13 protein-coding genes are annotated in these 13652 nt (G+C 65.7%); 7 read left to right on the top strand and 6 right to left on the bottom strand.

Features of this window, described 5'->3' with window-relative positions; all coding sequences use genetic code 11:
* From ABIR17_RS02080 to ABIR17_RS02050, 7 genes are all read left to right on the top strand, one after another.
* Nucleotides 1-861, top strand: an 861-nt coding sequence (locus ABIR17_RS02080) for an ABC transporter permease (RefSeq protein WP_348002697.1), incomplete at its 5' end; no start/stop codon positions are given.
* Nucleotides 861-1649: an ABC transporter permease gene (locus ABIR17_RS02075; RefSeq protein WP_348002696.1), complete on the top strand. Its 789-nt coding sequence runs from the start codon at nt 861-863 to the stop codon at nt 1647-1649. The genes ABIR17_RS02080 and ABIR17_RS02075, both read left to right, overlap by 1 nt.
* Nucleotides 1642-2457: an ABC transporter ATP-binding protein gene (locus ABIR17_RS02070; protein ID WP_348002695.1), complete on the top strand. Its 816-nt coding sequence runs from the start codon at nt 1642-1644 to the stop codon at nt 2455-2457. The genes ABIR17_RS02075 and ABIR17_RS02070 overlap by 8 nt, the downstream gene beginning before the upstream one ends.
* Nucleotides 2454-3386, top strand: coding sequence for an SDR family NAD(P)-dependent oxidoreductase (locus tag ABIR17_RS02065; protein WP_348002694.1), 933 nt, complete (start codon nt 2454-2456; stop codon nt 3384-3386). The genes ABIR17_RS02070 and ABIR17_RS02065 overlap by 4 nt, the downstream gene beginning before the upstream one ends.
* The gene (locus ABIR17_RS02060) at nt 3383-4294 is read left to right on the top strand and encodes an amidohydrolase family protein (protein WP_348002693.1); all 912 of its coding nucleotides are present in this window, start codon (nt 3383-3385) and stop codon (nt 4292-4294) included. Before ABIR17_RS02065 ends, ABIR17_RS02060 begins: the two co-directional genes overlap by 4 nt.
* Nucleotides 4291-4740 (top strand): MaoC family dehydratase, encoded by a 450-nt coding sequence (locus tag ABIR17_RS02055; protein WP_348002692.1) that lies wholly within the window; start codon nt 4291-4293, stop codon nt 4738-4740. Before ABIR17_RS02060 ends, ABIR17_RS02055 begins: the two co-directional genes overlap by 4 nt.
* 25 nt (nt 4741-4765) lie before the next feature.
* Nucleotides 4766-6313, top strand: a complete 1548-nt coding sequence (locus ABIR17_RS02050; RefSeq protein ID WP_348002691.1) for a long-chain fatty acid--CoA ligase — start codon at nt 4766-4768, stop codon at nt 6311-6313.
* 41 nt (nt 6314-6354) lie between these two features.
* Here the strand turns inward: ABIR17_RS02050 and ABIR17_RS02045 are convergent, their stop codons facing one another.
* The 6 genes from ABIR17_RS02045 to ABIR17_RS02020 form a co-directional block, all read right to left on the bottom strand.
* Nucleotides 6355-7410: a LacI family DNA-binding transcriptional regulator gene (locus ABIR17_RS02045; protein WP_348002690.1), complete on the bottom strand. Its 1056-nt coding sequence runs from the start codon at nt 7408-7410 to the stop codon at nt 6355-6357.
* Nucleotides 7400-8914, bottom strand: coding sequence for a sugar ABC transporter ATP-binding protein (locus tag ABIR17_RS02040; RefSeq protein ID WP_348002689.1), 1515 nt, complete (start codon nt 8912-8914; stop codon nt 7400-7402). The genes ABIR17_RS02045 and ABIR17_RS02040 overlap by 11 nt, the downstream gene beginning before the upstream one ends.
* A 79-nt stretch (nt 8915-8993) precedes the next feature.
* Nucleotides 8994-10004, bottom strand: a complete 1011-nt coding sequence (locus ABIR17_RS02035; protein ID WP_348002688.1) for a sugar ABC transporter permease YjfF — start codon at nt 10002-10004, stop codon at nt 8994-8996.
* Complete coding sequence (locus tag ABIR17_RS02030; RefSeq protein ID WP_348002687.1) at nt 10001-11041, bottom strand: ABC transporter permease; 1041 nt, start codon at nt 11039-11041, stop codon at nt 10001-10003. The genes ABIR17_RS02035 and ABIR17_RS02030 overlap by 4 nt, the downstream gene beginning before the upstream one ends.
* Nucleotides 11041-12585 carry a sugar ABC transporter ATP-binding protein gene (locus tag ABIR17_RS02025; protein ID WP_348002686.1) on the bottom strand — a complete coding sequence of 515 codons (1545 nt, stop codon included), beginning with the start codon at nt 12583-12585 and terminating at the stop codon, nt 11041-11043. Before ABIR17_RS02025 ends, ABIR17_RS02030 begins: the two co-directional genes overlap by 1 nt.
* A gap of 99 nt (nt 12586-12684) precedes the next feature.
* On the bottom strand, nt 12685-13650 hold the full coding sequence (locus tag ABIR17_RS02020; RefSeq protein ID WP_348002685.1) for an ABC transporter substrate-binding protein: 966 nt from the start codon (nt 13648-13650) through the stop codon (nt 12685-12687).
* Nucleotides 13651-13652 lie beyond the last annotated feature (2 nt).

The following is a 13652-nucleotide window of genomic DNA, read 5'->3' as shown; positions in this document are numbered from 1 at the left end:
TCGCGGCCGGACCTCTCCGGGTCCGGCCGCGACCCTTCCCGCCTCTACCCTTCCCGCAACGACCGAGAGAGCATCGTGCCGTCCCGCCGCAAACTCAACGCCGCCGTGCTCGGTGTGCTGGGAATCGCGCTTTTCTTGGCGCTCTGGCAGGCCGTCCCGACGCTCGGATTGGTCAAGGCTGAATATCTGCCCCCGCCGACCGCGGTCGCGGGAGCAATCGTCATCGTCCTCGGTGACCCGGTGTTCTGGGCGGCGCTCGGCAACACTTTGCTCACCTGGATCATTGGGCTGGTGATCTCCCTCATCGCGGCGATCATCGTCGGAACAGTGGTCGGGCTCATGCCGGCCGTTCGCCGCGCGACCCGCACGACCATCGAGTTTCTGCGTCCGATCCCGTCAGTCGCGCTCATCCCGCTCGCCATTTTGACCTACGGCCTGCAACGTGAAGCCGCGCTTGTGATCGTCATCTGGGCGACGTTCTGGCAGATCTTCATCCAGGTGCTCTACGGCGTCGCGGATGTCGATCCTGTCGCGCGCGACACCGCTCGCAGTTTCGGGCTGGGCACCGTTGCCCGGTTGCGGTACGTCGTGCTGCCGACGGCACTGCCCTACCTGTCGACCGGGGTGCGCCTGGGCGGCACCGTTGCCCTCGTCCTCGCGGTCACCGCGGAGCTGGTCATCGGTAATCCCGGGCTCGGTCGCCTGATCACTCTGGCGCAGTCTGGAATCGGCGCACAGACCACCCTCTACGCCCTCGTGGTCATCGCCGGGATGCTCGGCCTGATCATTAACCTCGTACTCCGCGCGCTCGAGCGGCGCGTGCTCTCCTGGCACCACAGCGTTCGGACGGAGGTCCTCTAGTGACCAGGCTGCGCCGGATCGCGCTGTCGACCCTCTCGGGGATCGGCCTGCCGATCGTTCTTCTTATCGCTTGGGCGATCGTGCCGCTCTTCACCGGCAACAGGTTCTTCCCGCCGCTGTCGAAGGTGCTCAATGCCTTCGTTGCGACCTGGCTCAACCAGAGTTTCCTGGTCGATGTCGTCCCGAGCCTGACGCGTCTCGCGATCGGCATCATCGTTTCGATCGTCCTCGGGATCGCGCTCGGCATCCTGATCGGGTCGTTCCGTCCGCTCCGATCGCTCCTCGAGCCCGTGCTGGAATTCTTCCGCGCGATCCCGCCACCCGTCCTCATCCCGGTGTTGCTGCTCTTGATGGGCATCACCGATGAGATGAAGATCGCGGTCATCGTGTCGGGATCGGTCTGGCCCGTTCTGCTGAACACGATCGAAGGCGTTCGTGCCGTCGACCCGGTGATGCGCGAAACCGCTCAGTCTTACCGGATCGGCCGCCGAGACCGCCTGACGCGGCTGGTGTTACCCGCGGCCGCGCCTCAGATCATGACCGGTATTCGGCAGTGTCTGTCGGTGGCGTTGATTCTGATGGTCATTTCCGAGATGGCGAAGACCGGATCGTCGTCGGGCCTGGGATACCGCATCTCGTACTTCCAGACCAACTACCTCATCGCCGAGATGTGGAGCGGCATCGTGTTGCTCGGTCTGATCGGCATCGCGTTGTCGTTGATCTTCCAGGTCGCCGAGCGATTCATCCTGAACTGGTACCACGGATTGAAGGAGGTCGAGCGTGCCTGAACGTGCTCCCGTACTGCTCCGAGTCGAGCATCTCAAGAAGGTTTACGAAACCGCGCAGGGTCGGGTCGAGGCGATTGGCGATCTGAGTTTCGAAGTCCGTGCCGGTGAACTCGTCTGCATCGTCGGGCCGTCGGGTGCGGGAAAGACCACCCTCCTGAAGTGCATCGCGGGCTTGTTGACGCCGACCTCTGGCACGGTCGAACTCGACGGTGTGGTCGTCACGGGCCCGCCGAAGCGCATGGCCCTCGTGTTTCAGGAGTACGGGCGCAGCCTCTTCCCGTGGCTCACCGTCGCGGCCAACGTCGGTCTCCCGCTGCGTAATCGCCGCGTCCCGCGCGACGTCCGAGCCGCCACCGTCGAACGGATGCTCGCGACCGTCGGCCTCGAAGGTCAAGGTGGGAAGTACCCGTGGCAACTGTCGGGCGGGATGCAGCAGCGCGTCGCGATCGCCCGCGCCGTCGCCTACGACCCCGAAATCCTGGTCATGGACGAGCCGTTCGCCGCCGTCGACGCGCAGACCCGTGCCGACCTTGAAGACCTTGTGCGCGAACTGTGGTCGTCACTCGGAGTGACCGTGCTGTTCGTCACCCACGACATCGACGAGTCGGTGTATCTGGGGGAGCGCGTTCTGGTGCTCTCCAGCGCACCGACCTTCGTGCAGGAGGTCGTCGAGATCGACCTCCCCGCTGTGCGTGACCAACTCGGCACGCGCGCCGACCCGCGGTTCGCGGAGTTGCGCACGCGCGTTTACCAACAGATCCAGATTGCCAAGCGCGGGCCCGCGGCATCCACAAAGGGGGAGTCATGACACTCGACGGAAAGGTGGCAATTGTCACCGGCAGCGGTCAGGGGCTGGGCCTCGCCTACGCTCACGAACTCGCCCGTCAGGGGGCGGCGGTCGTCATCAACGACGTCTCCGCCGACGCGGCGCGGGCCGCCGTGGATGCGATCACCGCCGAGGGCGGCCGTGCAGTCGCGGTCGTCGCGCCGGTCGGCCCGAGCGACACGGCACGAGAACTGGTCCGCACCGCGGTCGAGACCTACGGTCGCCTCGACATCCTGGTCACGAACGCCGGCATTTTGCGCGACACCGTGCTGTGGAAAATGAGCGACGACGACTTCGATGCCGTCATCGGCGTGCACCTGCGCGGAACTTTCACCTGCGTGCGCGAGGCCGCCATCCACTTTCGGAAGACGCAGACCGCGGGGCGAATCATCTGCATCGGCTCGCCCACCGGCCAGCGCGGCAACTTCGGTCAGACCAACTACGGCGCCGCAAAGGCCGGAATCGTCGGCATGGTGCGCACCTGGGCGATGGAGTTGAAGAAGGCCGAGGTGACGGTCAACGCGGTCATCCCGGTCGCTGCGACGGCGATGACCGCGACCGTTCCGTACTTCGCGGCGGCCGTCGAAGCGGATGCTGCAGGCGACCAGATGCCCGCGTTCTTCCGGCACGACCTCGGCTTCGGTACCGCCGATGACGTCGCGGGACTGATCGCGTACCTCGCCTCAGATGACGCCGCGGGGGTCACCGGCCAGGCGATCGGAATCGGGGGGGACCGCCTGCAGTTGTGGAGCCACCCCGAGGCTGTGATCACCGAATACCGCGAGGGCGGCTGGACGTTCGACGCGCTCGAGGAGTCGTTCGGTGAGCTCTTCGGCGGCCGCCTGCAGAGTGTCGGCGAGGCCTTCCCGCCGCTGCCCGACGAGTTGCGCAGGGACCCTGCAGCGTCATGACGACTCGGTATGAGCCGCACCTCGACCTCGACGCGATCGAGGCGCTCGACGTGCACGTGCACATCGAGATCGACGCCGCGGGGCGCACGGCGTTGCCTCCCGCGCTCGCCGAAGCGGCATCCGCCTACTTCACCTCTGATGAGCGTCCGACGATCGATGCGATCGCCGACCTTTACCGAAGCCTGCGGATGGCGGCGGTCGTCTTCACGGTGGATGCCCGCACCCAACTCGGTCACCCTCCGCTCGACAGTGCGGAGATCGCGAGCGGTGCAGCTCGGCATGCCGACGTGCTAATTCCGTTCGGGTCGGTCGACCCGCGCACCGGCGCCGCCGCCGTCGAACTCGCCCGCCGGCTGGGCGAAGAGTCCGGCGTGCGCGGCTTCAAGGTGCACCCCACCGTGCAGGGGTTCGATCCATCCGACGAGGCCTACTACCCGCTGTACGCCGAGTTTTCCCGACTCGGCGTGCCGATGCTCGTGCACACCGGCCAGACCGGCATCGGTGCCGGCCTCCGCGGCGGTGCTGGTTTTCGGCTCAGCTACTCCAACCCGATGCTGCTGGACGGTGTCGCGGCAGACTTTCCCGATCTCGACATCGTGTTCGCGCATCCCTCGGTGCCCTGGCAAGACGAAGCGCTCTCGATCGCGACGCACAAGTCCAACGTCTGGATCGACCTCTCCGGATGGTCGCCCAAGTACTTCTCCGACAACCTGGTGCGCGCCGCTCGTAGCTACCTCCAAGACCGCGTGCTGTTCGGCTCGGACTTTCCGATGCTTCATCCGACTCGCTGGCGCACCGACTTTTCGGCCTATGGGCTCGACGCCACGGTCGAACGCAAGATCCTGCGCGACAACGCGCTGCGCCTGCTCCGGCTGGCCGACCCCGATCCGAAGGAGACCACCCCATGACCACGATCGACTACTCCGAACTGGCGACTGTCGCCGGCCGCGACCTCGGCTACACCGAGTACCGGGAGGTGACGCAGCAGCGCATCGACACCTTTGCGGATGCCGCCGATGACCACCAGTGGATCCACGTCGACCCGGAGCGTGCGAAGGACGGCCCGTTCGGCGCTCCGATCGCCCACGGCTTTCTGACCTTGTCGCTCGCGGTGCCGTTCTGGACCGAACTGCTCGACGTGACCGGGGTCGGAACGAAGGTCAACTACGGGCTCGACAAGGTGCGTTTTCCTGCTCCCGTCCCCGCGGGCTCCCGCATCCGAATGAAGGCCGTCATCGTCGAGGTTGACGAGTTCCCGGGCGGCTACCAGCTCACGGTCGACCAGACAATCGAGATCGAGGGCGGCCAGAAGCCAGCAGTCGTCGCTCGCGGGCTGTACCGTTTCTACGCCTGACCAGCACCTCGACGAGGAGGCCTCCATGCAGAATCGCGGGATCGGCGCCTGGCTGACCGCGCGAGCTCGCACGTCGCCAACGTCGGTAGCCCTCATCCACGGCGACGGCGAGACCGTCACGTACGCCCAGTTGGCCGAACAGTCTGCACGATGGTCGGCGGTGTTGGCTCAGCACGGCATTGCGGCCGGCGACCGCGTCGCGTTTCTCGGTGAGAACCAGCCGGCGTTTGTGGAAGTACTGTTCGGGGCGGCGCGGGTGGGCGTCGTGTTCGTGCCGATCAACACCCGCCTGACCGCGCCCGAAGTCGCTTACATCCTCGCCGATAGCGGGGCGCGACTCGTCGTGCACGACGCGCGTTCGGTTGCGGTCGTCGAAGCAGCGGTAGTGCAGGCGGCCGTGGCACCGGCCGCGGCTGGTGGCTCAATCGCGACACTTGAGATCGGCGGCTCCGCCGACCTGGCCGTTGCAGCAGTAGCTCCGATTCCGCCGGCACCCGGCGTGGAGCTCGACGACCCGGCAGTGATCCTCTACACGTCGGGCACCACCGGACGGCCCAAGGGTGCGGTTCTCAGCCATGGCAACCTGACCTGGAACAGCTTCAATGTGCTCGTCGACGTCGACCTCGTCTCGACCGATGTGGCGCTGATCATCTCTCCGCTCTTCCACGCCGCATCCCTCGGGATGGGGCTGCTTCCGGTGCTGCTCAAGGGGGCAACGGCGGTGCTCGAGCGGGCCTTCGACCCCGGTCGCGCCCTGAGCCTCATCGAGCGACACCGGGTCACGATGCTGAGCGGTGTGCCCACGACCTACCAGTTCATGGCCGAGCATCCCGATTGGGATGACACCGACCTGAGTTCGCTCGCCAAGCTGACCTGCGGCGGGTCACCGGTACCGACCCGGGTGCTCGAAGCGTACGAGGCGCGTGGGCTGTCGTTCTCGCAGGGCTACGGGATGACCGAAGCCTCACCCGGAGCCACCTACCTCCCGGCTGCGCAGACCCGAGCCAAGATGGGGTCGGCGGGGATCCCGCACTTCTTCACCGAGGTGCGCGTCATCGGCCAGGACGGCGAACCGATCGTTGGTCGGTCCGAGGGTGATGCGACAGTTGGCGAGATTCAGGTGCGCGGCCCGAATGTCACCCGCGGCTATCACGGCAACCCTGAGGCAACGGCGGAGGCCCTCACGTCGGACGGTTGGTTCCGCTCCGGCGACCTGGGCTCCCTCGACGACGAGGGCTATCTGTTTGTGGCCGACCGGCTCAAAGACATGATCATCTCGGGCGGCGAGAACATCTATCCCGCTGAAGTCGAAGACCTCATTCTCGGGCTGGCTGACGTCACCGGCGCGGCCGTGATTGGCATCCCGGATGAGCGCTGGGGCGAGACGCCGTGGGCGATCGTCACCCTGCGACCGGGTACCGATCTGTCGACGGAGCGCCTCGCGGCCCATCTCGATGGGCGCCTCGCCCGCTACAAGATCCCCAAGAACGTCGTGGTTGTCGAGGAGCTGCCGCGCACGGCTTCGGGCAAGATTCGCAAACTTGAGTTGCGGGAGCGGTTCGGTGCGAATTAGTTCGCTCTGAGCTAGTTCGCACCGACCTAGTCCACTCCGAACTACCGGGCAGTCGCGTTTGGCGGAGCTGTCGAGGCACGCACCACGAGGTGCGTCGCGAGGGGGGTGCTGACGCTGGCGGCATCCGGCTCCTCGATCGCGATGAGGACCTTTTGCATGATCAGACCGCCTAGTGCTGCGTAGTCCTGCCGCACCGTTGTGAGGGGCGGTGCCAGGTATCCCGCTTCCGGTACGTCGCCGAATCCGACAATGCTGACGTCGTCGGGAACCCGCATCCCGCGGTTGGTCAAGGCAGAGACGATCCCCAGGGCTATGTGGTCGTTGGCGGCAAAGATGGCGGTTCCGGGCACCGCGGCGGCGAGATCGGTGCCAACCTGGTAGCCGTCTGCGGCCGTCCAGTCGGCGTGCATGACCTCGGCGATCGCGAGTCGGTTCGTCGCCAATTCGTCGCGCCAGCCGCGCATCCGCTCGATCGCGTCAGGTGCTTCCGCGGGCCCCGCGACGTGCAGGATTCGGGTGTGGCCGAGCTCAATCAGATGGCGCACGGCGGCCCGAGCTCCTCGGTATTGGTCGAACGACACCAACGCCGACGAGGGGCGAGCGGATGCGGCCACCGCGACGAGGGGAACGCTCATGTCGAGCCCGAGTACCGTCTCGAGCACCGAGACATCGGTGACGACCAGGACAATCGCGTCAACCCGTTGGCGCAACAGCGAATCGATCGCGGCTCGGATGCCGACGGGATCGGCGTCGAGGGCGCTCACCGTGTCGACGCTGAACCTGGCGGCGCGGGCCGCGAAATTGAAATGCAGAGCCGTTGAGTTGGGACCGTAATCCGAGGTCCCGGGCACGATCAGGCCGATCGTACGGGTGCGGCGCGTGACGAGAGCGCGCGCGGCAGGGGAGGGGCTGTACCGCAGCTGGGCAATCGCCTGTTCGACTCGCAGTCGGGTCGCCGTCCGGACGTTCGGCAGATCGTTGAGAACGCGGGACACCGTCTGATGGGAGACGCCGGCGAGCCGCGCGACATCGAAGATGTTGGCCGCGCGGCGGGACTTTTCGTCGGAGCCGCCGCGGCCGTCAGTTTCAGTCGACATCGGGTTGCGCGATCAAGGCAAGAAGAGAGTCGACGGTCAGGGCATCGGCGTCATGGGTGGCAATCACGCGCCCATCGCGGAGCAGCGTGACGCGTGCCGAGACGCGCAGCACCTCTTCGAGTTCGGCAGAGATGAAGACCACCGACATCCCGTTCTCTGCCAGCTCCCGAACCAGGCGCTGTACCTCGACCTTGGCCCCGATATCGATGCCGCGCGTCGGCTCATCGAGCACGAGAACGCGGGGCGAAAGGGCCAGCAACCGGGCAAGCAGAACTTTCTGCTGGTTGCCTCCCGACAGTACACCGGCGAGTTGTTCGGCAGATGCTGGGCGGATGCTGAGCGCTTCGATCCAGCTCGCGGCCAGTTCCCGTTGGCGCGAGAGCCCTATTCGTCGAAGCACTCCGCGTTGAGCCTGGAGGGCGAGGACGATGTTCTCGCGCACCGTGAGTTCGCCGATGATGCCTTCGGCCCTGCGGTTCTCGGACGAATAGGTCAAGCCCAGCCCGATCGCGCGGCGGGGGTTGCCGGGGATGATCGTGGTGCCGTCGAGCACGATCATCCCCGCGGTGAGGGTGTCGATGCCGGTGAGCGCGCGCGCGACCTCCGTGCGTCCGGAGCCGAGCAAACCCGCGAGACCGAGCACTTCACCCTCGCCCAACACGAGGGTGATATCTGATACCCGCCCCGCGCTTAGGCCGCGCGCCTCAAGAAGAGGCGTGGCGTGGTCGGCGTGATCACCGACCGGCGGTCGTGTCGCAAGCTCCTCGGCGTCGCGCCCGAGCATCTTGTGAACGAGATCGATGCGGAGCAGCTCGGTCGTGAGGTACTCGCCGACCAGCATGCCGTTGCGCAGAACCGTGATGCGGTCGCAGATTTCGTAGACCTGATCGAGAAAGTGCGAGATGAACAGGATGGCGACGCCGCGATCTTTCAACTCGCGGATCACTCGAAACAATTCTGCGACCTCGTCGAGGTCGAGGCTCGAGGTCGGTTCGTCGAGCACCAGGACGCGGACGTCGCTCGAGATCGCGCGGGCGATCGCGACGAGTTGCTGGATGGCCAAAGGGTGGGCTGAGAGTTGGGATGCCGGGTCGATGTTGAGCCCCAGCTCGGCGAGGATCTCTGCCGCCCGGGCGCGCAGTGCCCGCCAATCGATCCCGCCGAACCGTCGCGGCTCGTCACCGAGCAGGATGTTCTCCGCCACCGTCAGGTTGGGCAGCAGGTCGATCTCTTGATAGACGGCACGGATGCCGGCCTGCTGAGCGTCGGCGGGGGTGGCGAAATGTACCTCGCGGCCATCGACTCGCACCGACCCGGAATCCAGGTGCAGCGCTCCGGTGATCCCTTTGATGAGCGTCGACTTGCCCGCGCCGTTCTCGCCCATGAGCGAGTGCACTTCGCCGGGGAACAGGCGAAAGTTCACGCCGTCGAGAGCGAACTCGCTGCCGAAGCGCTTCGTCGCGCGTTCGACTTCGACGACGGGCACTTCGTCGTTGCCGTTCATGCTCACATTGTGGTGGACGTTGGGCTTCTCATCACGATTGGAGCCGTCTCGTCACCATGGGGATGACTACTGCGCGCTGTCATCGCCGTCGTGTGGAGCGCGCGACGATTGCCCGCTGCACAACAACGAAGGTCAGCAGCAACGCACCGACCGTGATTCGTGCCCACGACGACTCGGCACCGAGGAACGAGATGATGCCCTTGATCGTGCCGTAGACCAACACGCCGATCATCGAGCCGACGACAAAGCCGCTCCCGCCGCTGAGGAGGGTGCCACCGATGACCACGGCCGCGATGGTGTCGAGCTCCGTGCCGACTCCGTTCAGCGGGTAGGCACCGACGGACGCCGCGAACACGACGCCGGCGAGTCCCGCGCAGGTGCCGCTGACGACGTAGGCGAGCAACCGGGTGCGCATCACGGGCAGGCCCATGAGCCGTGCCGACTGCTCGCTGCCGCCGATCGCGTAGATCGTGCGACCGAACCGGGTGTAGCCCAGCACCAGGGCCGCAGCCACCACTACCAGGATCGCGATGATGCCGGTCGGGGTGATGTACCAGCCGCCGAATGAGAACCTCGTCGACTGCAACCACACGATGCTCGGCTCGACGACGGGAATCGACGACAGGCTGACGACGAAGGCGAGCCCGCGCGCCAGGAACAGTCCGGCCAGCGAGGCGATAAATGGTTGGACGTCGAAGAACTGCACGAGAACGCCGATCAGCAGTCCGACCAGCGAGCCACCCACGATCATGACCGGGATGACGACGGCGACGGGCGCGCCCTCAACGAGCATCCGCGCACCGAGGATGCCGGTGAAGGCGAGCACGGACCCTACCGACAAGTCGATGCCGCCGGTCAGGATCACAAAGGTCATCCCGACGGCGAGGATCATCAGGTAGGCGTTGTCGAGCAGGAGCGAGGACACCAGGCGTGGGGTGAGGAAGTTGCCGAAGCGCACCTGTGCCCCGACCATCATCACCACCAGAATCCCGAGGGCGGCGAACACGGGGATCCAGGCGGAACGCCTCCCGAAGAACCCAGAAACTTTGGTCAGGATCCCGCTCACAACATTGCTCAGGATCCCAATCACGGGGTTACCTCCAGATCGGGACGCGCGGGGGGCGTTGGTCGGACGGAGCGCACCAGTCGAGCGACGCCCGAGCGCAACCGCCTCGACTGCACGAGGACGACGATCATCACGACCACGGCCATGAACACGGGGGTGATAGCTGGCGGCACACCGATGAAGGTGATCGTCGTCTTAAGGGTCTGGATCGTGAAGACGCCGATCACGGTACCGGCGAGGCTGAACTTGCCACCAGCGAGCGAGGTGCCGCCGAGCACGACGGCGAGGATGGCATCCAACTCGATGAACAGGCCGGCGTTGTTGGCGTCAGCGGCCATGATGTTGGAGCTGTAGAGGATGCCGGCGATACCCGCGAGCGCGCCACTGGCGATGTAGGCGCCCCAGATGATCCCGCGCGATCGCACTCCGGCCAGCCGACTGGCCACCGGGTTGATGCCGACGGCTTCGGTGAGGACGCCGAGCGCGGTGCGCCGCTCGAGGAGCACGATGATGACGACCGCGGCGATCGAGACGTAGAAGGCGAAGGGCAGTCCGAACACGTAGCCCTGCGCCATGAAGCGATACGGGGGACTGTTGATGGTGGTGATTTTTCCGCTGGTGATGAGCAGCGCGATCCCGCGTCCGGCGAGCATGAGCACCAGGGTGGCGATGATCGGTTGGATGCCGAGCACAGCTACCAGGAATCCGTTCCAGGCGCCGAGCACCAGGGCGACCAGTGTTCCCAGCACAATGCCGATTGCGACAGTGCTGAGGTCACCGGGTGTGGGGGAACTCTCGATGAAGGTGAGGGCTACAGCTCCCGAAACGGCCATGATCGCGCCGACCGAGAGGTCGATTCCGCGAGTCGCGATGACGACGGTCATTCCGAGAGCGACCAGCATCAGCATGGCGCTGTTGCGCAGGATGTCGATCAGTGAGCCGTGGAACTCCCCATTCAGGGTCGTGACCTGAAGGAACGACGCCCGCGAGAGCGTGTTGATCAGCACCAGTACCAGCAGGGCCGCGATCGGCCAGGTGAGCCGATGTTTGAGGATGCGCATCATGCCACGTTCTCCTGAACTGCGGGGTTGCCTTCGGCGATGAAGGCGATGAGGGCGTCGACGTCGGTGTCGTGCGAGGTGAGTTCGCCGATCTTACGACGATCGCGCAGCACGACGACGCGCTGGGCGAGGCGCAGCACTTCCTCGAGTTCCGACGAGATGAAAATGACGGACAATCCGCGGTCCGACAGTTCGGCGACCTTGCGCTGGATGTCGGCTTTAGCTCCGATGTCGATGCCGCGGGTCGGCTCGTCGAGGATGAGCAGTTCGGGTGCTGTCGCCAACCACCGGGCGAGCAGCACCTTCTGCTGGTTGCCGCCGGAGAGGTTGCGCGTCAACGCGTTCGGGTCGGCGGGGCGAACGCCGAGCGCCGTCATGTATTCGGCGACCACGGCATCGCGTTCGGTGCGACTGACCTTGCGCAACCAGCCGCGACGAGCCTGGATGCCGAGCACGATGTTCTCGGCGACAGTCAGGTCGCCGACGATTCCTTCCGCGCGACGATCCTCAGAAGAGAACGCGATGTGATTCTCGATTGCGTTGTGCGGACTCGTCACCCGCTTCGCGGTGCCATGCATTTGGATGCTGCCGGTGTCGGCGCGATCCGCTCCGTAGAGCAGCCTGGCGAGCTCGGTGCGGCCCGAGCCCAAAAGGCCGGCGATCCCGACGACTTCGCCGTCGTAGACGTCGACATCCACCGGTTCGAGGGCGCCCTTGCGGCTCAGGTCGGTGGCCCGCAGCACGGGGGCTGCGTCGCGGTCGATCGTGCGCTCGGCGCTGGAGGAGATGGCGGTGAGTTCGTCGAGTTCGCGGCCGATCATGGCCGAGACGACTTCGGCGCGGGTCACGTGAGCGGCGGCGTATTCGCCAACCAGTTTGCCGTTGCGTAAAACGGTCAGGCGGTCAGAGATCTCGAACACTTGGTCGAGGAAGTGAGAGACGAAGAGAACGGCGACGCCGCTTTCGCGGAGGGACCGGATCACCGTGAACAGTTGCTCGACCTCGCCGCGGTCGAGGCTGGAGGTGGGCTCGTCGAGGATGAGCGCTTTGGCGTCGATGACCATCGCGCGGCTGATCGCAACCAGTTGCTGGACGGCGATGGAGTGGCTGGCGAGGCTTGAGCGAGGGTCGATATAAACGCCGAGGTTTGCGAGGTGGCGGGCGGCTTCCGCGTGGGCGGCTTTCCAGTTGATCAAACCGCGGCGGCGCGGCTCGTGACCGAGCATGACGTTCTCGCCCACTGACAGGTTCGCGCAGAGGTTGACCTCTTGATAGACGGTGGCGATGCCAGCGTTCTGGGCGTCAGCCGTTCCGCGGAAGATTCGGGCGGCACCGCCGACGGTGATGCTGCCTTCGTCGATCGGGTATTCGCCGGTCAGGGCCTTGATGAGGGTCGACTTGCCCGCACCGTTCTCGCCCATGAGCGAGTGCACTTCGCCAGCACGGAGGGTGAAGTCAACGCCGTCGAGGGCGAGCACGCCGGGAAACCGGATCGTGATTCCGCGCATCTCAACGACCGAGGGGGCTAGGGGCTCCGCGGGCATGGTGCGACTGCTTTCGTTCGAGGGGGTGATGGGGACCGGTGCGAACACCGGTCCCCATCAGGTGACGTCTGCCGAAGTTATCGGCTCACGTCAGGTGGATCAATAAGGGCGCGTCGGGAGCAGCTTGATGGCGTCGTCCTTGGTGAACGCGCCGTCTTCGACGATGGTCGCCTTGTCGACCTTGGTGCCGGCCAGGACCGACTTCACGAGGGCAGCAACCTTCTCGCCGAGGAGCGGGTTGCACTCGACGATGTAGTTGAACTCACCGTTGGCGAGAGCCTGCATGCCGTCATGAACCGCGTCGATCGTCACGATCTGGATGTCGACGCCCGGCTTGAGACCGGCCGCCTTGATCGCGTCGAGCGCTCCGAGGCCCATGTCGTCGTTCTGCGCGAACAGCACGTTGATGGTGTTGCCGTACTTCTGGAGGAAGCCCTCCATGACGGTCTTGCCTTCGGCGCGGGTGAAGTTACCGGTCTGCGAGTCGAGCACGTTGATGTCGGTGCCCGCGATCGCGCTGGTGAATCCAGCCGAACGGTCCTTCGCTGCCGACGAGCCGGTCGTGCCCTCGAGGATGACCAGGTTGGCGGCCTTCCCGTCGAAGTTCTGCTTGACCCATTCGCCAGCGCGCTCGCCCTCGCGGTTGAAGTCGAGGCCGACCCAGCTCGCGTAGAGGGAGTCACTCGAGCTCAGGGTGCGGTCTTCGAGGATGACCGGGATGTTGGCGGCCTGTGCTTCTTTGAGGACGTCGTCCCAGCCGTCGGTGACGATCGGCGCGATAACGATCGCGTCGACGCCCTGGTTGATGAAGCTACGCACCGCGGCGATCTGCGCCTCGGGCTTGTTGTCGGCTGCGTTGAACACGAGCTTGAAGCCGTTCGCTTCCGAGAACGCCGCCTTCATCGAGTCGGTGTTGGCGGAGCGCCATCCGCTCTCAGAACCCGTCTGGGCGAAACCGACCGTGATGATGCCGTCGTCGGCACCGCCGCCGGCAGGAGTTGAGCAACCCGTCAGGGCGAGGGCGAAAGCCCCAGCCACTACGAGTCCGCTAAGGATTTTCTTCATAT

The organism is Pseudolysinimonas sp. (genome assembly GCF_039912695.1).
GTDB lineage: Bacteria > Actinomycetota > Actinomycetes > Actinomycetales > Microbacteriaceae > Pseudolysinimonas_A.
Note: the sequence above shows the minus strand (reverse complement) of the source record. Positions and strands in the feature narration are given on the sequence as shown.

What these genes read in the sequence shown, in the direction of transcription:
- ABIR17_RS02065 (WP_348002694.1), top strand. Translation starts at nt 2,454, where the DNA reads ATGACACTCGACGGAAAGGTGGCAATTGTCACCGGCAGCGGTCAGGGG.
- ABIR17_RS02060 (WP_348002693.1), top strand. Translation starts at nt 3,383, where the DNA reads ATGACGACTCGGTATGAGCCGCACCTCGACCTCGACGCGATCGAGGCG.
- ABIR17_RS02055 (WP_348002692.1), top strand. Translation starts at nt 4,291, where the DNA reads ATGACCACGATCGACTACTCCGAACTGGCGACTGTCGCCGGCCGCGAC.
- ABIR17_RS02050 (WP_348002691.1), top strand. Translation starts at nt 4,766, where the DNA reads ATGCAGAATCGCGGGATCGGCGCCTGGCTGACCGCGCGAGCTCGCACG.
- ABIR17_RS02045 (WP_348002690.1), bottom strand. Translation starts at nt 7,410, where the DNA reads ATGTCGACTGAAACTGACGGCCGCGGCGGCTCCGACGAAAAGTCCCGC.
- ABIR17_RS02040 (WP_348002689.1), bottom strand. Translation starts at nt 8,914, where the DNA reads ATGAACGGCAACGACGAAGTGCCCGTCGTCGAAGTCGAACGCGCGACG.
- ABIR17_RS02030 (WP_348002687.1), bottom strand. Translation starts at nt 11,041, where the DNA reads ATGCGCATCCTCAAACATCGGCTCACCTGGCCGATCGCGGCCCTGCTG.
- ABIR17_RS02025 (WP_348002686.1), bottom strand. Translation starts at nt 12,585, where the DNA reads ATGCCCGCGGAGCCCCTAGCCCCCTCGGTCGTTGAGATGCGCGGAATC.
- ABIR17_RS02020 (WP_348002685.1), bottom strand. Translation starts at nt 13,650, where the DNA reads ATGAAGAAAATCCTTAGCGGACTCGTAGTGGCTGGGGCTTTCGCCCTC.